At 42.1% G+C, this 21,342-nt stretch carries 19 protein-coding genes, 12 tRNA genes and 3 rRNA genes; 1 reads left to right on the top strand and 33 read right to left on the bottom strand.

Annotated elements, in window-relative coordinates:
- Positions 1–219 precede the first annotated feature (219 nt).
- The 22 genes from tsaD to BK585_RS00940 all read right to left on the bottom strand — a co-directional run bounded on the left by tsaD (position 220) and on the right by BK585_RS00940 (position 13,033).
- Positions 220–1,230, bottom strand: coding sequence for a tRNA (adenosine(37)-N6)-threonylcarbamoyltransferase complex transferase subunit TsaD (gene tsaD, locus BK585_RS01045; RefSeq protein WP_078551293.1), 1,011 nt, complete (start codon positions 1,228–1,230; stop codon positions 220–222).
- A complete protein-coding gene (gene rimI, locus BK585_RS01040; RefSeq protein WP_078551292.1) occupies positions 1,223–1,678 on the bottom strand; it encodes a ribosomal protein S18-alanine N-acetyltransferase in 456 nt (151 codons plus the stop codon). Before rimI ends, tsaD begins: the two co-directional genes overlap by 8 nt.
- Positions 1,675–2,388 (bottom strand): tRNA (adenosine(37)-N6)-threonylcarbamoyltransferase complex dimerization subunit type 1 TsaB, encoded by a 714-nt coding sequence (gene tsaB, locus BK585_RS01035; protein ID WP_078551291.1) that lies wholly within the window; start codon positions 2,386–2,388, stop codon positions 1,675–1,677. The genes rimI and tsaB overlap by 4 nt, the downstream gene beginning before the upstream one ends.
- Positions 2,385–2,843 (bottom strand): tRNA (adenosine(37)-N6)-threonylcarbamoyltransferase complex ATPase subunit type 1 TsaE, encoded by a 459-nt coding sequence (gene tsaE / locus BK585_RS01030; protein WP_078551290.1) that lies wholly within the window; start codon positions 2,841–2,843, stop codon positions 2,385–2,387. Before tsaE ends, tsaB begins: the two co-directional genes overlap by 4 nt.
- Before the next feature lie 17 nt (positions 2,844–2,860).
- Positions 2,861–3,847: a thiamine-phosphate kinase gene (gene thiL, locus BK585_RS01025; RefSeq protein WP_078551289.1), complete on the bottom strand. Its 987-nt coding sequence runs from the start codon at positions 3,845–3,847 to the stop codon at positions 2,861–2,863.
- A 128-nt stretch (positions 3,848–3,975) separates the two neighbouring features.
- Positions 3,976–4,052 (bottom strand) — tRNA-Met (locus tag BK585_RS01020).
- Between the two features lie 213 nt (positions 4,053–4,265).
- Positions 4,266–5,402 carry a trans-sulfuration enzyme family protein gene (locus BK585_RS01015; RefSeq protein WP_078556550.1) on the bottom strand — a complete coding sequence of 379 codons (1,137 nt, stop codon included), beginning with the start codon at positions 5,400–5,402 and terminating at the stop codon, positions 4,266–4,268.
- 606 nt (positions 5,403–6,008) lie between these two features.
- Positions 6,009–6,124 (bottom strand): 5S ribosomal RNA (rrf, locus tag BK585_RS01010).
- A 78-nt stretch (positions 6,125–6,202) separates the two neighbouring features.
- Positions 6,203–9,136: ribosomal RNA gene (locus tag BK585_RS01005) — 23S ribosomal RNA — on the bottom strand.
- Positions 9,137–9,495: 359 nt separating this feature from the next.
- A 16S ribosomal RNA gene (locus BK585_RS01000) occupies positions 9,496–11,048 on the bottom strand.
- Together the 16S, 23S and 5S rRNA genes with 11 tRNA genes alongside form the textbook arrangement of a ribosomal RNA operon.
- A 202-nt stretch (positions 11,049–11,250) precedes the next feature.
- A tRNA-Ile gene (locus tag BK585_RS00995) sits at positions 11,251–11,327 on the bottom strand.
- Between the two features lie 9 nt (positions 11,328–11,336).
- Positions 11,337–11,410: transfer RNA gene (locus BK585_RS00990), tRNA-Gly, on the bottom strand.
- Between the two features lie 7 nt (positions 11,411–11,417).
- Positions 11,418–11,494 (bottom strand) — tRNA-Pro (locus BK585_RS00985).
- A 19-nt stretch (positions 11,495–11,513) separates the two neighbouring features.
- Positions 11,514–11,590: transfer RNA gene (locus tag BK585_RS00980), tRNA-Arg, on the bottom strand.
- A 131-nt stretch (positions 11,591–11,721) separates the two neighbouring features.
- Positions 11,722–11,807, bottom strand: a tRNA-Leu gene (locus BK585_RS00975).
- 60 nt (positions 11,808–11,867) lie between these two features.
- Positions 11,868–11,952 (bottom strand) — tRNA-Leu (locus BK585_RS00970).
- Between the two features lie 18 nt (positions 11,953–11,970).
- A tRNA-Asp gene (locus BK585_RS00965) sits at positions 11,971–12,046 on the bottom strand.
- A 15-nt stretch (positions 12,047–12,061) separates the two neighbouring features.
- Positions 12,062–12,137 (bottom strand) — tRNA-Val (locus BK585_RS00960).
- 35 nt (positions 12,138–12,172) lie between these two features.
- Positions 12,173–12,247: transfer RNA gene (locus tag BK585_RS00955), tRNA-Glu, on the bottom strand.
- A 20-nt stretch (positions 12,248–12,267) separates the two neighbouring features.
- Positions 12,268–12,358, bottom strand: a tRNA-Ser gene (locus BK585_RS00950).
- A gap of 4 nt (positions 12,359–12,362) precedes the next feature.
- Positions 12,363–12,438, bottom strand: a tRNA-Asn gene (locus tag BK585_RS00945).
- A gap of 139 nt (positions 12,439–12,577) precedes the next feature.
- Positions 12,578–13,033, bottom strand: a complete 456-nt coding sequence (locus BK585_RS00940) for a SprT family protein (protein WP_078551288.1) — start codon at positions 13,031–13,033, stop codon at positions 12,578–12,580.
- Between the two features lie 112 nt (positions 13,034–13,145).
- On the opposite strand from BK585_RS00940, the gene cmpA reads away from it, so the two are divergent.
- Positions 13,146–13,286, top strand: a complete 141-nt coding sequence (gene cmpA / locus BK585_RS23610) for a cortex morphogenetic protein CmpA (protein ID WP_139367473.1) — start codon at positions 13,146–13,148, stop codon at positions 13,284–13,286.
- A gap of 18 nt (positions 13,287–13,304) precedes the next feature.
- Here the strand turns inward: cmpA and BK585_RS00935 are convergent, their stop codons facing one another.
- The 11 genes from BK585_RS00935 to BK585_RS00885 form a co-directional block, all read right to left on the bottom strand.
- The gene (locus tag BK585_RS00935; protein ID WP_078551287.1) at positions 13,305–15,491 is read right to left on the bottom strand and encodes a Tex family protein; all 2,187 of its coding nucleotides are present in this window, start codon (positions 15,489–15,491) and stop codon (positions 13,305–13,307) included.
- A gap of 105 nt (positions 15,492–15,596) precedes the next feature.
- The gene (locus BK585_RS00930) at positions 15,597–16,199 is read right to left on the bottom strand and encodes a PP2C family serine/threonine-protein phosphatase (protein ID WP_078551286.1); all 603 of its coding nucleotides are present in this window, start codon (positions 16,197–16,199) and stop codon (positions 15,597–15,599) included.
- Positions 16,199–16,984 (bottom strand): RNA polymerase sigma factor SigB, encoded by a 786-nt coding sequence (gene sigB, locus BK585_RS00925; protein WP_078551285.1) that lies wholly within the window; start codon positions 16,982–16,984, stop codon positions 16,199–16,201. Before sigB ends, BK585_RS00930 begins: the two co-directional genes overlap by 1 nt.
- The gene (gene rsbW / locus BK585_RS00920) at positions 16,947–17,429 is read right to left on the bottom strand and encodes an anti-sigma B factor RsbW (protein WP_078551284.1); all 483 of its coding nucleotides are present in this window, start codon (positions 17,427–17,429) and stop codon (positions 16,947–16,949) included. Before rsbW ends, sigB begins: the two co-directional genes overlap by 38 nt.
- A complete protein-coding gene (locus BK585_RS00915; protein ID WP_078551283.1) occupies positions 17,426–17,755 on the bottom strand; it encodes an STAS domain-containing protein in 330 nt (109 codons plus the stop codon). The genes rsbW and BK585_RS00915 overlap by 4 nt, the downstream gene beginning before the upstream one ends.
- A gap of 54 nt (positions 17,756–17,809) precedes the next feature.
- Positions 17,810–18,832, bottom strand: a complete 1,023-nt coding sequence (locus tag BK585_RS00910; protein ID WP_078551282.1) for a PP2C family protein-serine/threonine phosphatase — start codon at positions 18,830–18,832, stop codon at positions 17,810–17,812.
- A gap of 15 nt (positions 18,833–18,847) precedes the next feature.
- Positions 18,848–19,261, bottom strand: coding sequence for an anti-sigma regulatory factor (locus tag BK585_RS00905; protein ID WP_078551281.1), 414 nt, complete (start codon positions 19,259–19,261; stop codon positions 18,848–18,850).
- Between the two features lie 4 nt (positions 19,262–19,265).
- A complete protein-coding gene (locus tag BK585_RS00900; protein ID WP_078551280.1) occupies positions 19,266–19,622 on the bottom strand; it encodes an STAS domain-containing protein in 357 nt (118 codons plus the stop codon).
- Positions 19,623–19,637: 15 nt separating this feature from the next.
- Positions 19,638–20,456: an RsbT co-antagonist protein RsbRA gene (locus BK585_RS00895; protein WP_078551279.1), complete on the bottom strand. Its 819-nt coding sequence runs from the start codon at positions 20,454–20,456 to the stop codon at positions 19,638–19,640.
- Positions 20,457–20,630: 174 nt separating this feature from the next.
- Positions 20,631–20,981, bottom strand: coding sequence for a type II toxin-antitoxin system PemK/MazF family toxin (locus BK585_RS00890; protein WP_078551278.1), 351 nt, complete (start codon positions 20,979–20,981; stop codon positions 20,631–20,633).
- Positions 20,982–20,984: 3 nt separating this feature from the next.
- Positions 20,985–21,236: a CopG family ribbon-helix-helix protein gene (locus tag BK585_RS00885; RefSeq protein WP_170885691.1), complete on the bottom strand. Its 252-nt coding sequence runs from the start codon at positions 21,234–21,236 to the stop codon at positions 20,985–20,987.
- Between the last annotated feature and the right edge of the window lie 106 nt (positions 21,237–21,342).

Genomic DNA, 21,342 nt, shown 5'->3' with positions numbered 1-21,342 from the left:
ATTCACATGTTTACCCACAGTTATTTTAGCGAATTTTGTAGGCTCACCATACTTACCCACACTATCCACATGATTATCCACATTATTTTATAAACAGGTAACCTACCTATAGGAATCGTACATTAGCTTAGTTTTCCACAAAAATATATAAATGTGGATAACGTTTTCCACAAAAAAAACTCTTCTTACAGTTTTGACTGTTGAGAAGAGTTTTAAACGTTATATATGGTTTAATTCTAACCCTGGTTGTCCATTTAATTCATAGTCTGCAAACTGTCCTTTTTGCAAATAGATGCTTGCAGCTGCTCCTATCATCGCAGCATTATCAGTGCATAATGATAGAGGTGGAATAATGAGTTCAACATCTACGTCACTGAGTTCCTGCTCTAGCTTTTGACGTAGCCCTCGGTTGGCTGCTACTCCTCCAGCTAATAAGAACTGTTTCACGTTATACTGTTCGATAGCTTTTTTTGATTTCGTGACAAGAACCTCAATCACACTTTCTTGAAAGCTAGCTGCTATATCTGCTTGGGATATTGTTTCTTCACGTTGTTTGGCATTATGCATCGTATTTATAACAGCTGATTTTAAACCACTAAAGCTAAAATCAAATGAATCGGCTTCTAACCAGGCTCGAGGCAATGGAATCGTAGGATTTCCCTCTTGAGCAAGTCGGTCAATATGTGGTCCTCCAGGGTACGGTAGACCAAGCATTCTTGCCACCTTATCATAGGCCTCTCCTACAGCATCATCTCGCGTTTCTCCAATGACTTCATAGGTTCCATGCTCCTTCATGAATACAAGCTCCGTATGACCGCCAGAGACGACGAGTGTTAGTAAAGGAAATTTCATCTCCGTAACCAATCGATTCGCATAAATATGTCCTGCAATATGATGAACGCCAATGAGTGGTAAGTCATGCGCAAACGCAACCGCTTTGGCCGCATTTACTCCGATAAGAAGTGCACCCACCAGTCCTGGTCCTGCTGTTACTGCAACAGCTGATAAATCGGAAAAAGAAAGCCCTGCTTCCTTCATTGACGCTTCAATAATATATGTTATTTGTTCGACATGGTGGCGAGAAGCTATTTCGGGTACGACTCCACCAAAACGTTTATGGCTTTCTATTTGGGAAGCCACTACGTTGGATTTAATTTTTGTACCATTTTCAATGACCGCTACTGCTGTTTCATCACAGCTTGTTTCAATGGCTAGTATGTATTCACTCATCTAATATCACCCACATTACTAATGCATCCTCTAGATTATCAGTATAGTAATTTTTTCGGATTCCACCGACTTGAAATCCTAACTTTTTATATAGCGATTGTGCAATTTCATTGGACACTCTTACTTCAAGTGTCATTTTTTTCGACCCATACATTTTAGCTAATTGCATAATATATTCTAATAATGCTTGTCCATATTTTTTCCCTTGCTGTGAGGAATGAATCGCGATGTTCGTGATATGTGCTTCATCTAAAACAAGCCAAACCCCACAGTAGCCTATAATTTCTCCAGAGACTTCCATTACAACATAATGAGCAAACTGATTACTTGTAAGTTCATTCATAAATGCGGTTTTGCTCCAAGGGACGGTAAAAACATTATGTTCTACATTCAGTACTGAATCGATGTCCTCTACAGTCATAAACCGAACCGTTGGTTGCTCACTCATTTCTGTTCACCTTGCACCTTTTGGGATTGTAACCAATTCGCTTCTGCCTCAGCGAGCTGTAAATAGGTTGGAACAAACTGGTGAACATCAGCGTGAGGCTCTTTTTTTAATCCGATACTAGCTAATTCACTTGGTCTTGGATTGGACATACTAGGTATCTCCAAAACGGCTTTTTCTCCTAGTATATCTTTAATCATTTGCTCATGGCTCACAACATCATTCCCTAAAAATAAAACACGTTCTTCTTTATCTTTTACCATTGAAAGCCAATCCTCTAGTAAGACTAGAGTGTCCGGTAATTTTTGTGCCACTTCTAGCTCCTGATTAGCCTGATATAGCCCTGTATACACTTGGCCTCTTCTAGCATCAATAAGTGGACTAATGAATCCAGAAAATCCTCTACCGTTTTGAGCCATAACCTCAAGGCTAGATACCCCTACAATAGGAATACCAAGAGACCACGCTAATGTCTTAGCTGTTGTTACCCCAATGCGAACTCCTGTATAGGAACCAGGTCCTTCTGCAACGATAACTCGGTCTAAGTCTTTTGGTTTGACTCCTACTTCTTTCAATAGGTCTGTAATAGCCGGCATTAGTCGTATTGAATGGTTCTTTTTTATGTTTGTAATTGTTTCTCCTACTATCGTTTGTCCATCGACAATCGCAACTCCCATAACAAATGTCGAAGTATCTATGGCTAATGCCTTCATTGGGTCTCAAACTCCTTACATAACAAATCATATCTGTCACCACGTGGGGTAAAGATAAAACTTCTTTCTCCATCAATACCAATTCGAATGACAATATCTAGTCTTTCCTCAGGTAACTGTTCTTCTATTATACTTGCCCACTCGATTACCGTGACGCCTTGCCCATTAAAATACTCGTCAAAGCCTAAATCTTCATCACTATGTTCTAGGCGATACACATCCATATGATACAGCGGAATTCGTCCTGAGTATTCTTTGATTATGGTAAACGTGGGACTATTCACGACGCGTTTTACCTCTAATTCCTTAGCTACCCCTTTTGTAAAATGGGTTTTTCCTGCACCTAAATCGCCTTCTAATGTAATCACATCTCCGGGTTGAAATAATTTTGCTATCTTTTCTCCTAGACTAATGGTTTCATCAGACCCTCGGCTTGTGTAGGTATACTGTTTCATGTCCTCACCTGCCCTCATCACTTTTTAAAGTGATTGTATCCTTTTTTCTCTATTCTTATTTTATCATGATTTCTTTGTAGAAAGACAGTTGTCTCCCCATCTTGAACGTTACCTATTTTCGATAGGGTAATCCCTTCTTGCTGACAGATAGAGCGTAAGGCTTCCCACTTATCTGCTGAGACGGTGCCAATTAACTGAAATTCTTCCCCACCATAAAGGGCCCAGTTCACTCGTTTCTCTTTTGAATAAGTGCTTGTCTCTTTTGGGAGTGGAATCGCTTGTTCTTCCAAAATAAGTTGCACTCTACTCGCTTCTGCTATCTCATAGGCTTCACTTGCAACCCCGTCACTAATATCATTCAATGCGATACGGAATCCACTTTTTATAAACATACGCCCAGCTTTTACTTGTGGTAGCGGCAATTGGTGAGCTTCAATTAGCCTTTGTTCTTCCTTAGTATACTGTCCATCTAGTCCTGATTTAAATAATAATTCTAACCCTGCTGCTGATAAACCTACATCTCCTGTGACAAAAACAACATCTCCAGCTTTAGCTGACCCCCGTAAAAGTGCCTTTCCTTTTTCAACACGGCCAATTACTGTCACTGTAATAACCAATTTATCAGATGTAGAAACGGTATCGCCACCGATTAAATCCATGTCATATTTAAGCGCCAACTCATTCATACCGTGATACAATTCCCGTACTTCAAACTCTTCCCATGAGGCTGGAATGGCTATGCTCACTAAATAAAACTGTGGAATTGCTCCCATAGCAGCCAAATCACTCACATTTACAGCCAATGCCTTGAACCCTACTTGATATGGTCGCAATGTATCTTTCCGAAAATGAATGCCTTCTACCATCGTATCGACACATATTACTTCATCGTATTCCTCCGTGCCACGATAAACTGCAGCATCATCACCAATTCCAACCACAAGTGAAGATTGCTTTTTCATATTTGGTGTAATGGCTTTTATAAACTCAAATTCATCATTCATATTATACACACCTTACTTTAGCTTTTGGGAACATGATACTAACATCAAAATGATTGTAAAAAAACCTCAGGATTGTTAGCTATCCTAAGGTTTCATTATATGTATTCACTTTCACTGACTAACATGTTTGGTTGCGGGGGCAGGATTTGAACCTACGACCTTCGGGTTATGAGCCCGACGAGCTACCAGACTGCTCCACCCCGCGACGGTATAAAGTTATTTGATGATGCTGTTTCGACGTTAAAATGTTACTGAATGGATATCTTTAAGTCGTAACTATTATAATACTATTGTTTTTCTTATCTGTCAAGAAGTTGTTCGCCTTATACAGTATATCCGGATTAACAGCTTAGTATACCTATTATATTAAATAAGGAAATGTTATAAAGCTCTAACATTTCCTTACTTAGATTATTAATTATATCTGAGCTTTTACAATCGCATTTTGGATAGCCTGAATGATGTCTTTTTCATCCTCAATTCCTATTGAGATTCTTACTAATCCTTTTGTAATTCCTAATTTGTTTCTAGTTTCATCAGGTACAGTCCTATGAGAAGTTCGGAGCGGATAAGTGACTGTTGTTTCTACTCCAGCTAACGTAGGAACAATTCGAATCCAAGATAAAGATTTAAAGAACTGTTCTATATCCACTTCTTTAGATAATTCAATACTTACCATTGCACCATTTCCCTTTTTTGAAAGCTCTTTTGGATAGTAAACTCTTTCTATCCCGTTGGTAGTAGAAAGTTCATTTGCTAATGCCTGTGCATTTTTAGATTGTCTGTCCATTCGTATGCTTAGTGTTTTCAATCCTCGACAAGCAAGCCACGCTTCAAACGGACTTAAATTGCAACCAAGACTAACCATCTTGGTTTTTGCTTTGCTAATTAATGCTTCATGTCCTACTAAAACCCCAGCAGTCACATCACTATGACCACCAATGTATTTTGTAGCACTATGAATAACTAAATCCGCCCCCAGTTTCATTGGCCGAATAAAATATGGGGTTGCAAATGTATTATCAATCATTGTCAATAAATTCTTCTGTTTTGCGATTTCAATCACACTTGGTAAATCCTCTACACGAAGTAACGGATTACTAACAGATTCAGTATAAAGTAATTTTGTTTTACTAGTGATGGCTTTTATTATTTCTTCCTGATTCTCGAATGAGACAAAACTTACTTCAATTCCAAGGTTTTTTAATTCAACAGCAAATAACTGATAAGTGCCACCATATAAATCCTCTGAAGCAACAATATGCTCACCTGGATTGACTACAGCTAATACACCAGCCAAAATAGCAGACATTCCAGAAGAAGTCGCGACGCCGGCTTCTGCCTCCTCTAAGAGAGCAACTCCTTTTCCTAAGTCTTCAGTATTCGGATTCCCAAAACGTGTATATAAAAATTCTTTCTCTCCTTGATAAAAGCTTTCCATATCATCTAAATCAGAAAAAGCAAACGCTGATGTTTGATAGATTGGTTTGGTTTTACTCATATTTTTTGTATTCTCTTTATCTTGAAAATGTACAGTTTTCGTATCAAAATTCATAGTCACATTATGTTCCACCCTTGTTTATAGTCAACCCCTATTCTATCTGTTTCCAAAGGGATGATCAATTGTTATACTTCTATAGTAAAAATGGGATTAGTATTCCCATTAGTCATTGTGCTACTTTATTCTATGGTTTTGATATTAGGTTTGCTTTCCGTTACCGGTGGGGCTGCTTTTTCCTTGGTTTAGGGCACGATTACTCGTTTTCGTTACCGCTCGGACTGCTTTTTCCTTCGTTTCGGGCACGATTACTCGTTTTCGTTACCGATGGAACTGCTTTTTCCTTCGTTTCGGGCACGATTACTCGTTTTCGTTACCGGTGGGGCTGCTTTTTCCTTCGCTTCGGGCACGATTACTCGTTTCCGTTACCGATCGGGTTACTTTTCTATTGGCCTCGGGCACGGTTCATTGATTTCCATTACCGACAGTACTCCTTTTCTTTATAAATTGGGCATGGTTCCCTTACATCCATTACCGCTCGTTCTGCGTTCCTCTCTGTTATGGGAACGGTTATTTTTTTTCGTTATTTTGTTAAGTATCTGTCTTAGTTTAACCTCTAGTGAACATAAAAAAAGCACACCTCGATTGAAGTGTACTTTATCTGCCTAGCAACGTCCTACTCTCACAGGGGGAAGCCCCCAACTACCATCGGCGCTGAAGAGCTTAACTTCCGTGTTCGGCATGGGAACGGGTGTGACCTCTTCGCTATCGCCACTAGACTTATGTAATTGAAATATCACTTACGTGATCTCTCAAAACTAGATAGTATGCATTGTAGTCAATCTTCGTCTTATTTATAGGATAAGTCCTCGACCGATTAGTATCTCTCAGCTCCACGTGTCACCACGCTTCCACCCGAGACCTATCAACCTCATCATCTCTAAGGGGTCTTACTGGATTAACTCCATGGGAAATCTCATCTTGAGGGGGGCTTCACGCTTAGATGCTTTCAGCGCTTATCCCGTCCACACGTAGCTACCCAGCTATGCTCCTGGCGGAACAACTGGTACACCAGCGGTGTGTCCATCCCGGTCCTCTCGTACTAAGGACAGCTCCTCTCAAATTTCCTGCGCCCGCGACGGATAGGGACCGAACTGTCTCACGACGTTCTGAACCCAGCTCGCGTACCGCTTTAATGGGCGAACAGCCCAACCCTTGGGACCTACTTCAGCCCCAGGATGCGATGAGCCGACATCGAGGTGCCAAACCTCCCCGTCGATGTGGACTCTTGGGGGAGATAAGCCTGTTATCCCCAGGGTAGCTTTTATCCGTTGAGCGATGGCCCTTCCATGCGGAACCACCGGATCACTAAGCCCGACTTTCGTCCCTGCTCGACTTGTAGGTCTCGCAGTCAAGCTCCCTTATGCCTTTGCACTCTTCGAATGATTTCCAACCATTCTGAGGGAACCTTTGGGCGCCTCCGTTACTGTTTAGGAGGCGACCGCCCCAGTCAAACTGCCCACCTGACACTGTCCCTGAACCGGATCACGGCTCGAGGTTAGAATTTCAGTACAGTCAGGGTAGTATCCCACCGACGCCTCCACCGAAGCTAGCGCTCCGGCTTCCAAGGCTCCTACCTATCCTGTACAAACTGTACCAAAATCCAATATCAAGCTACAGTAAAGCTCCATGGGGTCTTTCCGTCCTGTCGCGGGTAACCTGCATCTTCACAGGTAATATAATTTCACCGGGTCTCTCGTTGAGACAGTATCCAAATCGTTACACCATTCGTGCGGGTCGGAACTTACCCGACAAGGAATTTCGCTACCTTAGGACCGTTATAGTTACGGCCGCCGTTTACTGGGGCTTCAATTCAGAGCTTCGCCTTGCGGCTAACCCCTCCTCTTAACCTTCCAGCACCGGGCAGGTGTCAGCCCCTATACTTCGCCTTACGGCTTCGCAGAGACCTGTGTTTTTGCTAAACAGTCGCTTGGATCTTTTCACTGCGGCTCTCTCGGGCTTGCACCCTATCAGAGCACCCCTTCTCCCGAAGTTACGGGGTCATTTTGCCGAGTTCCTTAACGAGAGTTCTCCCGAGCGTCTTAGAATTCTCTTCTCGCCTACCTGTGTCGGTTTACGGTACGGGCACCTCTCACCTCGCTAGAGGCTTTTCTTGGCAGTGTAGGATCAGGAACTTCGGTACTTAATTTCCCTCGCTATCACAGCTCAGCCTTCATGGTGAACGGATTTGCCTATTCACCAGCCTAACTGCTTAGACGCACATATCCATCAGTGCGCTTACCCTACCTTACTGCGTCCCCCCATTACTCAAACGGTGAGGAGGTGGTACAGGAATTTCAACCTGTTGTCCATCGCCTACGCCTTTCGGCCTCGGCTTAGGTCCCGACTTACCCTGAGCGGACGAGCCTTCCTCAGGAAACCTTGGGCTTTCGACGGAGGGGATTCTCACCCCTCTTTTCGCTACTCATACCGGCATTCTCACTTCTACGCGCTCCACCAGTCCTCTCGGTCTGACTTCGCTGCACGCAGAACGCTCCCCTACCACTGTCCGTTAGGACAATCCATAGCTTCGGTGATACGTTTAGCCCCGGTACATTTTCGGCGCAGAGTCACTCGACCAGTGAGCTATTACGCACTCTTTAAATGGTGGCTGCTTCTAAGCCAACATCCTGGTTGTCTGTGCAACTCCACATCCTTTTCCACTTAACGTATACTTTGGGACCTTAGCTGATGGTCTGGGCTGTTTCCCTCTTGACTACGGATCTTAGCACTCGCAGTCTGACTCCCGAGGATAAGTATTTGGCATTCGGAGTTTGACTGAATTCGGTAATCCTGTGGGGACCCCTAGTCCAATCAGTGCTCTACCTCCAATACTCTTCCCTCGAGGCTAGCCCTAAAGCTATTTCGGGGAGAACCAGCTATCTCCGAGTTCGATTGGCATTTCACCCCTACCCACACCTCATCCCCGCGTTTTTCAACACGCGTGGGTTCGGGCCTCCATTCAGTGTTACCTGAACTTCACCCTGGACATGGGTAGATCACACGGTTTCGGGTCTACGACCACGTACTAACTCGCCCTATTCAGACTCGCTTTCGCTACGGCTCCGCCTCATCAGCTTAACCTTGCACGTAATCGTAACTCGCCGGTTCATTCTACAAAAGGCACGCTGTCACCCATTAACGGGCTCCAACTACTTGTAGGCACACGGTTTCAGGATCTATTTCACTCCCCTCCCGGGGTGCTTTTCACCTTTCCCTCACGGTACTGGTTCACTATCGGTCACTAGGGAGTATTTAGCCTTGGGAGATGGTCCTCCCGGATTCCGACGGGGTTTCACGTGTCCCGCCGTACTCAGGATCCACTCTGGAGAGAACGAAGTTTTGACTACAGGGCTGTTACCTTCTTTGGCCAGTCTTTCCAGACCGCTTCATCTACCCCGTTCTTTTCTGACTCCGTATAGAGTGTCCTACAACCCCAAGAAGCAAGCTTCTTGGTTTGGGCTGTTTCCGTTTCGCTCGCCGCTACTCAGGAAATCGCATTTGCTTTCTCTTCCTCTGGGTACTTAGATGTTTCAGTTCCCCAGGTCTGCCTTCACATATCCTATGTATTCAGATATGGATACCATCCCATTACGGATGGTGGGTTCCCCCATTCGGAAATCCCCGGATCAAAGCTTACTTACAGCTCCCCGAGGCATATCGGTGTTCGTCCCGTCCTTCGTCGGCTCCTAGTGCCAAGGCATTCACCGTGCGCCCTTTCTAACTTAACCTTGATGATAAATCATCTAGTTATTAATCAATCCATAGATTGACTTAAGACGTTTGAAGAATTCTTGACTTCTCAGATTCACTCACTCGATATCAAATAATAACGAGCCGGTAAAATCTTAATGCATTACTATCTAGTTTTCAAAGATCAAAGCAGCTGATTTGCTTACCTTCTTGATAAGCTACTTGAAACTACTACGTGCAGCTTTGCGACGAGAAAGCGACGCAAGGAGCGCGCAGGAGCACAAGGCATCACTGCATATTCTTACTTGAGAGATAACTCCCTCAAAACTGAACGAACAAAGCGCAAGCTATAGTTCAAACACAAGGTTTGAACTTCGACTAGAGTATTACTCCATAGAAAGGAGGTGATCCAGCCGCACCTTCCGATACGGCTACCTTGTTACGACTTCACCCCAATCATCTGTCCCACCTTAGGCGGCTGGCTCCTAAAAGGTTACCTCACCGACTTCGGGTGTTACAAACTCTCGTGGTGTGACGGGCGGTGTGTACAAGGCCCGGGAACGTATTCACCGCGGCATGCTGATCCGCGATTACTAGCAATTCCGGCTTCATGTAGGCGAGTTGCAGCCTACAATCCGAACTGAGAATGGTTTTATGGGATTCGCTCAACCTCGCGGTTTTGCAGCCCTTTGTACCATCCATTGTAGCACGTGTGTAGCCCAGGTCATAAGGGGCATGATGATTTGACGTCATCCCCACCTTCCTCCGGTTTGTCACCGGCAGTCACCTTAGAGTGCCCAACTGAATGCTGGCAACTAAGATCAAGGGTTGCGCTCGTTGCGGGACTTAACCCAACATCTCACGACACGAGCTGACGACAACCATGCACCACCTGTCACTTTGTCCCCCGAAGGGGAAAGCCCTATCTCTAGGGTGGTCAAAGGATGTCAAGACCTGGTAAGGTTCTTCGCGTTGCTTCGAATTAAACCACATGCTCCACTGCTTGTGCGGGCCCCCGTCAATTCCTTTGAGTTTCAGCCTTGCGGCCGTACTCCCCAGGCGGAGTGCTTACTGTGTTAACTTCGGCACTAAGGGCATCGAAACCCCTAACACCTAGCACTCATCGTTTACGGCGTGGACTACCAGGGTATCTAATCCTGTTTGCTCCCCACGCTTTCGCGCCTCAGCGTCAGTTACAGACCAGAGAGTCGCCTTCGCCACTGGTGTTCCTCCACATATCTACGCATTTCACCGCTACACGTGGAATTCCACTCTCCTCTTCTGCACTCAAGTCTCCCAGTTTCCAATGACCCTCCACGGTTGAGCCGTGGGCTTTCACATCAGACTTAAAAGACCGCCTGCGCGCGCTTTACGCCCAATAATTCCGGACAACGCTTGCCACCTACGTATTACCGCGGCTGCTGGCACGTAGTTAGCCGTGGCTTTCTGGTTAGGTACCGTCAAGGTGCCGACCTATTCGAACGGCACTTGTTCTTCCCTAACAACAGAACTTTACGACCCGAAGGCCTTCATCGTTCACGCGGCGTTGCTCCGTCAGACTTTCGTCCATTGCGGAAGATTCCCTACTGCTGCCTCCCGTAGGAGTCTGGGCCGTGTCTCAGTCCCAGTGTGGCCGATCACCCTCTCAGGTCGGCTACGCATCGTCGCCTTGGTAGGCCGTTACCCTACCAACTAGCTAATGCGCCGCGGGCCCATCCTGTAGTGATAGCCGGAGCCATCTTTTAATTTGAGGTCATGTGACCTCAAAGTTATCCGGTATTAGCACCGATTTCTCGGTGTTATCCCAGTCTACAGGGCAGGTTGCCCACGTGTTACTCACCCGTCCGCCGCTAACTGTTTAAAAGCAAGCTTTTAAACAGTCCGCTCGACTTGCATGTATTAGGCACGCCGCCAGCGTTCGTCCTGAGCCAGGATCAAACTCTCCATAAAAGTGAGTTGATTAAGCTCTTAAAAGTGTTGCTTTCGCAACTTGTTTACCATTACTGGCAATTGACGAGATATCATGTATCTCTTTCGCTTGGCTTTGTTCTGTTCAGTTTTCAAAGAGCTATGTTGTCTTCAAGAAAGCTTGTCCTTGAAGCAACTTTATAACTATACCACACATAAAATAACATGTCAACATTTTATTTTATGGTGGGCCTAAATGGACTCGAACCATCGACCTCACGCTTATCAGGCGTGCGCTCTAACCAGCTGAGCTATAGGCCCCTAAATAATTGGAGCGGGTGATGGGAATCGAACCCACTACATCAGCTTGGAAGGCTGAGGTTTTACCAGTAAACTACACCCGCAAATAAATGGTCGGGAAGACAGGATTTGAACCTGCGACCCCCTGGTCCCAAACCAGGTGCTCTACCAAGCTGAGCCACTTCCCGACAGTATATTGAATTAAAATGGCGCGCCCGAGAGGAGTCGAACCCCTAACCTTTTGATCCGTAGTCAAACGCTCTATCCAATTGAGCTACGGGCGCAAGAATTGTTTGTTTTTAGCCTTTGTGATGCGCAAACTCATGAAGTAAGTGCTCCTGCGTCTTATACAATTGCTTCGACGTTAGCTTCCTCGTCGCATGTTTCGCAATGGCGCAAACTCATGAAGTAAACATGGTGCGGTCGAGAGGACTCGAACCTCCACGGGAGTACTCCCACTAGCCCCTCAAGCTAGCGCGTCTGCCATTCCGCCACGACCGCACTATCACAATTTATCTTTATGCAATTACATATAATATGTGCACCTGACTAATAATAAAGTGGTGCGGGTGAAGGGAGTCGAACCCCCACGTCATAAGACACTAGATCCTAAGTCTAGCGCGTCTGCCAATTCCGCCACACCCGCAAAATAAAGACAAAAAAATGGCGGTCCCGACCGGGATCGAACCGGCGATCTCCTGCGTGACAGGCAGGCATGTTAACCGCTACACCACGGGACCACATTTCTGTAATAATGGTGGAGGATGACGGGATCGAACCGCCGACCCCCTGCTTGTAAGGCAGGTGCTCTCCCAGCTGAGCTAATCCTCCGTAGTATTATGAAGTTTTTGTTTCGGAAAATATATTGGTGACCCGTACGGGATTCGAACCCGTGTTACCGCCGTGAAAGGGCGGTGTCTTAACCGCTTGACCAACGGGCCACATATTATTAAGTAAGAACTGGCGGAGAAGGAGGGATTTGAACCCTCGCGCCGCTTACACGACCTATACCCTTAGCAGGGGCACCTCTTCAGCCACTTGAGTACTTCTCCAGTTTGGCTCCACAGGCAGGACTCGAACCTGCGACCGATCGGTTAACAGCCGATTGCTCTACCAACTGAGCTACTGTGGAATAACTTGTTTCGACTTATATGATTTTACAAAAATCATATTGAAAAGTCAACCACTTTTTAATTTTTTTCGTAAGCGTAATGAGTGTATGTCTCAAAAGCGACTTCTATAATATAACACAGGAGAAAATAGAGATCAAGTCAATCTGTAACTTTCATTAATTTTCCATTACACTTTCCGCATACATACTTTTTCGTATCTACTTTCCGTTTTCGTCGGTATAATAAATCACAACTCATGCAGCGATACGTATGGACAATACTGCTTTTATTTTTAACGTTGGGCAGCATTTGACAGTAGCGACTCCCTCCAACCTTTTGCAATAGCTGCTTAAAATCCTGGTCTTGGTGTTTATATCCTCTCTTTTGAATATGGAGATGATAATGACAAAGCTCATGTTTAATAATACCGATTAATTCATCTTCCCCATGCACTTCATATTGCAGTGGGTTAATCTCTATATCGTGCGATTGCAAGAGATAACGACCACCTGTTGTACGCAGACGTTTGTTGAACCGGGCTTCATGGACAAACGGACGATTGAAATAGGTCATTGATAGGGATTCCACTAATTGTTGTAATTGTTGTTGGTTCATTATTTGTACCTCGTTGTTTTAAGTTTACTAAAAATGAAAAAACACTCAACATAGACAATCCTACACTCATATAATAGGATAGTAACACACACATTAAGGAGATGGGTACCCCATGCCTTACTGGCTACAAAAACAACTAAAACAAGCCTACCATAAGAAGGATCATAAACAAGTCTTACTTTTAAATCAGTGTTGGTTCTATTACAGAAGAACACAAGACCCTTCAGATTATAAGAAAACCTGCGAAGAATGATTTCGCAGGTTTTCTCGTTTATTCTCTATTTTGCTGTTCTGGTTTAATCATTGTCAGAGCGACACGTTGTTTTTTCTGGTCTATGCTGTCGACCCAAACTGTTACTACATCTCCTACAGCAACAACATCTAACGGATTTTTCACAAATCGATTCGTTAGCTTCGAGATATGAACAAGCCCATCTTGTTTAACACCGATATCGACAAACGCACCAAAATCAACAACATTTCTTACAGTCCCTTGTAATTCCATACCTGCACTTAAATCTTCTAGTTTCAGCACTCCTTTTTTTAAGAGTGGTTTAGGCACATCATCCCTTGGGTCACGACCAGGTCGAATTAACGCATCTATTATATCCTGTAAGGTCGGTACACCAATCTCTAAGTCAGAGGCCAACTCGTGAACAGATAGTTGAGTTAACTGTTCTTGTAATTGTTCACTACCAATATCAGATAATTTCGCACCTACTTTTTCGAGGAGACGCTTTGTTTCATTATAACTTTCTGGATGAATCCCCGTGCGATCTAACGGGTTTTTACCATCCTGAATTCGTAAAAATCCGATACATTGCTCAAATGTTTTAGCACCTAGTCTCGGTATTTTTTTCAGTTGACTACGGTCGGAGAATTTCCCTTCTTCGTCTCTTTTTTTGATAATATTATTAGCTACAGACTTTGATAAGCCCGCTACATATTGAAGCAAAGAAGGAGAAGCTGTGTTTACATTGACCCCTACTCGGTTTACGACCGTCTCAACGACAAAAGTAAGAGATTCTGCTAAATGTTTTTGTGATACGTCATGTTGATATTGGCCAACTCCAACTGATTTAGGATCTATTTTTACAAGCTCTGCTAGTGGATCTTGTAATCTTCGGGCTATTGAAACCGCACTTCTTTCTTCGACTTGCAACTCAGGAAATTCTTCTCTTCCTAAATCAGAAGCAGAGTATACACTGGCTCCAGCTTCATTTACGATAAGGTAAGAACACGGCAAGTTATTCTCTTGTATCAGATCAGCTACAAACTGTTCAGATTCTCTTGAGGCCGTACCATTTCCAATAGCTACGACGGTAACACCAAATTTCTTAATTAACTCCGTGACCACTTGTTTACTTTTTTCGACTTCGTTTCGAGGTGGCGTTGGATAAATGACACGAATATCTTGCACTTTTCCTGTATCATCTACAATCGCTAACTTACATCCTGTACGATATGCCGGGTCAAGCCCTAATACAACTTGTCCTTTAATCGGTGGTTGAAGTAATAAGTTTTTTAAGTTCTCCGAAAAAATATGTATCGCTTGCTCTTCTGCCTTTGCAGATAACTCATTACGTATTTCTCGCTCGATTGAAGGCTCTATTAAACGCTTATATCCATCTTCAATAGCCTCTTGGACATAGATTGCAGCTGGCGAACTATGACGCTTCATAAAACTTCGTTGAAGCAGCGTAATAATACGGTCGACCGGAAAAGAGAGTGACACTCTTATAATATCCTCTTTTTCTCCACGGTTCATGGCAAGAATTCGGTGAGGGACAATTCGTTTTAGTGGCTCTTCGTAATCATAGTACATCTCAAATATGCCTTTTTCATCTTCTTCTTGTTTTTTTACTTTTGTAGAAATTTTGCCATCACGTTTTGTCATTTCCCGTATTTCTTTTCGCATAGTTGCATCATCTGATACCCATTCCGCAATAATATCTTTAGCGCCTTGAAGAGCTTCTTCCACTGTATGAACTTCCTTCTCCTCAGACAAATATGTTTGCGCTTCTTTTTCAACGTCCCCTTCTTTAGGAAGCGAGAATAACCAGCTTGCAAGTGGTTCTAATCCTTTTTCTTTTGCTACTGTTGCCTTAGTTCTTCTTTTCTGTTTATAAGGACGATATAAATCCTCTACTTCTTGAAGCTTAGTTGATTTTTCAATCGAAAACTTTAACTCATCTGTTAACTTTCCTTGTTCATCAATTAATCGAATCACTTCTTCTTTTCGACTTTTTAAGTTGAGAGCATATTGCCATTTTTCAATAATCGTTCGTATTTGAACCTCATCAATGCCACCTGTGAATTCTTTTCGATACCTCGCAATAAATGGAACCGTATTGCCTTCTTCCACTAACTGTATCACACTGTTAATTGTCTTTACCGAAAGTGACAATTCATTTGAAATTTGTTGGACTACCGAATCATCTTTGATTATTGTCGTCATGTTCCCTCTCCTTTTCCTATCGAACTACTTCCACCATTATAGCTATTTATCTGCCATAATAAAAGAGCGTATGGAGGGCGATTTGCCGTCACACGCTCTTTACGTTTATCTAATTTGCGCAATTAAAACCGTTAAGTCATCTTCTTTATTTTTTATGTTTTTTCTAATAAATTCTGTAGCATCATCCGGAGAATGAAGAGTGGTTAGGTTTAGTGGCTTAATATTCGATGAATGAAGTCCATCAGAATACAAAATAAAAGTGCTTCCTGACTCATATGGGAAACTTTCTTCTTTTATCATGACCTTTCTGCCAGATAAAAAACCTCTCTGTGGTATCGGTCTAACCACTTTACCACTTGGCAAATAGAAAACGAACCCTATGTTCCCTACATTACTATAATGAATTCTCTGTTGTTCATAATCAATTTTAACAATTGTCATTACAATTCCACGCCTAGACAGTTGAGCTTCATTACATTTGCTCATTAATACTTCGACAGGAGCATCATGATTTTCCTTTATAATGGTAATTGCTTCAACTGACGCGCAATGGGCACCTTCTCCACTACCTAAACCATCTGCTATAGCACATAAAAAATAACGGTCCGTTTCAATAATAACATAGGAATCTCCGCAAAGGTCATTACCTTGCTTTGCTTTTTGATATATCGCTACTTTTACAGAATCAAACTTTGTAAACTCAACCATTACAAACACTCCGAAGGTTCGATTCGTATCGATTGTCTGAGTTTCTCGAGTGCTCTTCTTTGTAGCCTTGACACATGCATTTGAGATATCCCTAATTTATCGCCTGTTTCTTTTTGACTTAAATTATCATAGTACGTGTACAGTAATATTTGTCTTTCCCTTTCATTTAAAACAGAGAATGCTTTTTCAATTAAGATTTGTTGGTCGGTTCGTTCAAATCCTTCTTCGTTTGCTCCAACTAGATCCAATAACGTTACCTCTCCACCTTCTTGGTCTGCCTCTAATGAACGATCGACAGATAACGCTTGGTAGCTTTGACCCATTTCCATAGCTTCAAGAACTTCCTCCATGGAAACTTGCAAGTACTCAGCAATCTCTTCTACTTTTGGTGAACGTTGGTGGTCTGTTGTTAGTTGTTCCACTGCTTTACGAATTTTTGGCCCTAATTCTTTAATTCTTCTTGGCACGTGAACACTCCACGTTTTATCCCTAATAAACCTTTTTATTTCACCAATAATCGTAGGCACTGCAAACGACTCAAAACTCCTACCAACATCAGAGTCAAATCGATTTAACGCAGCTAACAACCCTACCATACCGACTTGATACAAATCATCCTCATGGTCTTTACCCTTCGCGAATTTCTTAGATAATGACCGGACTAGGGCGTCATAATGCGTGACCAGTTTTGTTTGGACTTCTTCATTTTTATTTGTTTGATACTCAAGAATCCATTCAAATATTTCATCATCGCTCTTGTGTTGTTGCTGAGGTTTCGTCGACATATCGTTCCACCCCATCTCTTTGAAGAAACTTCGTCATAATTAAGATTACTCCTTGTTCTTCGCTTATCTCCACTTTATCCATTAACGTACTTATCAGAAAGAGGCCAAGCCCCCCTTCTTTTAATTCTGTTACTTTAGCATCAGCACTGACAGGTCCCATTGTTGAACGGATTTCTTCAACATCAAAACTTTGTCCCTGGTCTGCCACGACAACTTCCAATCGGTCCTCATACACGTGAAATGAAACTCGTATTAGCCCTTCTTCTTCATAAGCATGATCGACTACATTGGTACACGCTTCAGCAACGGCAATCTTAATATCCTCAATTTCATCGTAAGAGTAGCCAATTCGATTTGCTATTCCTGAAACAGTTAACCGAATAACACCTACGTATTCTGGTTTTGCAGGCACTTTCATTTCTATGAGGTCAGCTCGGTCTATCATTTTGCTTCCTCCCTTTTATCTTCGATGTCAATCACTTCGTCTAATCCCGTGATTCTAAACAACCTTTCAACACGACTTGTTAATCCTTGAAGGCTTATTTTGCTTTGATGAGTATGCGAGGACTTTAAAGCTCCGATAAATATTCCTAGTCCTGTACTATCTATATAAGAAACATTCGCTAAATTTATAACAACTTGATTACCGCTTTGCTCTGTTAACGGAATCAACACTTCTCTAAGTTTTGGCGCAGTATATGCATCAACTTCTCCAGATAACATAACTATTACTTTTTCGTCAGTCGTCGCCTGGTTAATTTCTAAATTCACGAAAGAGCCCCCCTACTTTCCATATATATTTTACATACCACCGTTCGTCCAAAATTAAACCTTTCTACGTAAAATCATTATGGTAAAATCATCCTTTAATGTAAACCCTTGAATTTGCGCTAACTCTCGGTATATGTTTTCGACCATTTCTTGTGCAGGAAGATTAATAAATTGTCTAATTATAGTTGTTATTTCTTCTCGTTCAAGAAAACGGTCATCTACTTTTGTTTCTGTAACTCCATCTGAAAGCAACACCATGAAGTCACCTTTATTTACCACTCTTTTATATTCTCTAAACGTCGCTTTTCGAGAAACACCAAGAACGAGACCTTTGGCATACAATTCTTCAAATTCATCGCTGTCATAATGATAATAAAAGCCCGGTTCATGACCCGCTCCTGAATAATAAAATTCATGATTTCTTGAATCATATGAGCCATACATCATTGTTATAAACATGCTTTCATCTACATTGTTGGCAACAACTCGATTTAAATTTTCTAATAGCGCTCCTGGCTGCATTCTCTGTTCAGGCAAGCTATCAATCGCATACTTAATCATAGACATACATAAAGCTGCGGGTACACCTTTTCCAATAATATCTGCAATAGCTAGCCCAATGCATCCATTGTCATCCTTGACACAATAATAATAATCTCCGCTCATTTTACTCGCTGGGATACTAATAATCCCTATATCTAAAGTATCTAGAACTGGAATTTCCTTAGGCAATAACGTTTGCTGCATATTAGCCGCTACATCAATTTGAAGTTCTAACTCTCTTTGTCGATTACGGAGAATCTGGTGCTCGCGGTAGGCAAGACCATACCCAATCATAACCTCTAGCAAAAACTCAAAAGAGTTTTTCACTTGCTCTGGGATATCAGGAAATACTTCTTCTAGTACGGAATAATGCAGGCTTACCAAGTCTTCAGGTGAAGTTTTATTATCCAACAGTACCTTACTATATTGTTGAGCTTGGTATAATCCTGCTTCATTTTGATTTTGTAGATAGAAAGCTAGGAGTTCTTTATATTTGTTTTGTATGGTGAGATCCGATTCTTTTACTTGAAACACCTATCATACCTCCTTTTATCGGAGCCATTTTATCGCGGTAATCATTGTTCCTTTTCCAGGAGAAGAATTTATAAAAAACTCATCCATTAGTCTTTTTACTCCAGGTAGTCCAGCTCCTAGTCCTCCTGAAGTCGTGAAGCCATCCTCCATTACTTTATGAATATCTGAAATGCCAGGTCCATCGTCTGTTGCAATTATCTTTAATCCCTTTTTTAGCAATTGCTTCTCATTACCTTGGACCAATTCCAATGTAATTGTTCCTTCTTTTGCATATAAGTATATATTTCTAGCTAATTCTGAAATTGCTGTTGTTATTCGTGCTTGGTCTACACTTCCAAAACCAATTTCTTTAGCGAGCGTTCTTCCTGCTTGCCTTGCTGCAACAATTTCCCATTCGCTTTTGACCTCAACAGAGGAATGGATTGTCATTGGTTCATCCCTCCAGTTCCTGTTGCAATTTCTCCAAACCTTGTTCTAGATCTAGTGCAGTCGGAACATTCTTTAACGTTATGCCCATATCGATTAGCGTGATGGCTACGGCTGGCTGAATTCCCGTTAATACAACCTTTGCACCCATTAAATTTGACATATCTACTACATCGCCAAGAACCTTGGCAATAAATGAATCGATCATTTCAACCGAGGTTAAGTCAATGACAACCCCCATTGAACCTTCTGTATGAATTTTATTTAATAAGTCCTCTTGAAAGCGTAGTGCGGTTTGGTCATCTAATTCAATTTGAACGCTGACCAATAGATAATGATGTAATTTTAAAATCGGTATTCTCATGACTGAGCCTCCCTTCTATAGATCAATAATTTGCTTTTTGGTATGCTCTAGCGCAGATTCAATCCCTTTACGTAACGTACTCTTTGTTGGAAAGTTGCTTAAATCAATTCCTAAATTAACGATCGTTTGAGCAATTTCAGGGCGAATGCCAACAAGAATGCAGTTAGCACCTACTAAACGAATTGCCTCCGCAGCTTGAATGATATGGTGAGCTACCATTGTATCTACAACAGGAACGCCTGTAATATCAATTAGCACAACTTGTGAACGATGTTTTCGCACTCCATCTAGGAGGTTTTCCATAATTAACTTCGCTCTCGTCGTATCAATTGTACCTACTAAGGGCATCACACTAATATTTTCAAAGACTGGTATTAACGGAGCTGAAAGTTCAAGCAACGACATTTTTTGAAGTTCAAAAGTATTCTCCCAAGACCCAGTATAATCATTAACTAATTGATTAATAATACCATCAATCCAAGCTTCTGTTTTATAAAATAATTCTACTAATTTTTTTACATCCTTTTCATAGTCTGATAGCAATTCAAAAATCACTCGTCGAAATGCTTGAAGACCTTGAGTAAAGTATGACAACTGCCAACCCGCACGGATTAATCTATCCGTATATTGGCTTAGTCTCTCATTCGCTTCGGGTATACTAAGCTCTAATGTATCTAAAATCAGATACCCAAACTCTTTGTTTGTATATTCAATCGTGTCATTAGAGACCGCCTTGTTATAAGTTTCATCACTTACTTTTTCAATTTCTTTTAACCAGCGGCTAATTAATTCTTCTTTATTTTTAATAATAAAATCAACAATAAACGGTTGCACTTTCTTCCCCACCTCCGAAAACTCTATTAACCCATTTTATAAATTTATTAGACATGTTGCAAAACATCCGTATGATGCATACTGTATATGATATTACTCTAACAACAGAAAAGACTCCTAAATATACAAAAAAGTTGCTCCTCATCCATCAGGCGCAACCTTTTATGTTTACTATTAAAAGTCAATTAAACCTAAGCTAATTTGTAATGCTTCATTTACCCGACTCATCATATCATCATCCAAATGGGTAATCTTATCGGTTAGACGCTGCTTATCGATGGTCCTTATTTGTTCCAATAAAATCACTGAATCTCGGTCAAATCCATACCGTTTTGCATTAATTTCCACGTGAGTCGGCAGCTTCGCTTTCTGAATCTGAGCAGTAATAGCTGCGACGATGACGGTAGGGCTAAACCGATTCCCTATATCGTTTTGTATGATAAGGACAGGTCTGACGCCACCTTGCTCTGAACCTACAACAGGAGAAAGGTCGGCAAAGTATACATCGCCACGTTTAACTATCAAATGCTACACCCCACTAACTAAGCGGTCTAGGGTATGCTCAGCTTCCTCCTCAGCAAGAAAAGCTTCCGATGCAATATTTAAGTTAATCTTGGCCATCTCCATATAACCTTGCTGCATCGTTTCCCGAATTTTTCGTTTCTTCCGTTCATTAAGATACATTTTCGTTGCTTGATAAATAAATTCACTACGGTTCACATTCTCTTGTTTAATAACACCGTCCACCTCATTTAAAATGTGTTGTGGTAAATTTACCATGATTCGTTTTGTGCTTTGATTAGACACAAACAAACACCCCCAACATACGACTAACGACCATATTATCTTCCAAAATTAATAATAGCACTATAAGCCAAGAATTGCA

The organism is Bacillus alkalicellulosilyticus (assembly GCF_002019795.1).
GTDB lineage: Bacteria > Bacillota > Bacilli > Bacillales > Bacillaceae_F > Bacillus_AO > Bacillus_AO alkalicellulosilyticum.
This window is presented reverse-complemented; position numbering and strand designations above follow the sequence as displayed.

What these genes read in the sequence shown, in the direction of transcription:
- tsaD (WP_078551293.1), bottom strand. Translation starts at nt 1,230, where the DNA reads ATGAGTGAATACATACTAGCCATTGAAACAAGCTGTGATGAAACAGCA.
- rimI (WP_078551292.1), bottom strand. Translation starts at nt 1,678, where the DNA reads ATGAGTGAGCAACCAACGGTTCGGTTTATGACTGTAGAGGACATCGAT.
- tsaB (WP_078551291.1), bottom strand. Translation starts at nt 2,388, where the DNA reads ATGAAGGCATTAGCCATAGATACTTCGACATTTGTTATGGGAGTTGCG.
- tsaE (WP_078551290.1), bottom strand. Translation starts at nt 2,843, where the DNA reads ATGAAACAGTATACCTACACAAGCCGAGGGTCTGATGAAACCATTAGT.
- thiL (WP_078551289.1), bottom strand. Translation starts at nt 3,847, where the DNA reads ATGAATGATGAATTTGAGTTTATAAAAGCCATTACACCAAATATGAAA.
- BK585_RS01015 (WP_078556550.1), bottom strand. Translation starts at nt 5,402, where the DNA reads ATGAATTTTGATACGAAAACTGTACATTTTCAAGATAAAGAGAATACA.
- BK585_RS00940 (WP_078551288.1), bottom strand. Translation starts at nt 13,033, where the DNA reads ATGAACCAACAACAATTACAACAATTAGTGGAATCCCTATCAATGACC.
- cmpA (WP_139367473.1), top strand. Translation starts at nt 13,146, where the DNA reads ATGCCTTACTGGCTACAAAAACAACTAAAACAAGCCTACCATAAGAAG.
- BK585_RS00935 (WP_078551287.1), bottom strand. Translation starts at nt 15,491, where the DNA reads ATGACGACAATAATCAAAGATGATTCGGTAGTCCAACAAATTTCAAAT.
- BK585_RS00930 (WP_078551286.1), bottom strand. Translation starts at nt 16,199, where the DNA reads ATGGTTGAGTTTACAAAGTTTGATTCTGTAAAAGTAGCGATATATCAA.
- sigB (WP_078551285.1), bottom strand. Translation starts at nt 16,984, where the DNA reads ATGTCGACGAAACCTCAGCAACAACACAAGAGCGATGATGAAATATTT.
- rsbW (WP_078551284.1), bottom strand. Translation starts at nt 17,429, where the DNA reads ATGATAGACCGAGCTGACCTCATAGAAATGAAAGTGCCTGCAAAACCA.
- BK585_RS00905 (WP_078551281.1), bottom strand. Translation starts at nt 19,261, where the DNA reads ATGACAATCCATTCCTCTGTTGAGGTCAAAAGCGAATGGGAAATTGTT.
- BK585_RS00900 (WP_078551280.1), bottom strand. Translation starts at nt 19,622, where the DNA reads ATGAGAATACCGATTTTAAAATTACATCATTATCTATTGGTCAGCGTT.
- BK585_RS00885 (WP_170885691.1), bottom strand. Translation starts at nt 21,236, where the DNA reads ATGGTAAATTTACCACAACACATTTTAAATGAGGTGGACGGTGTTATT.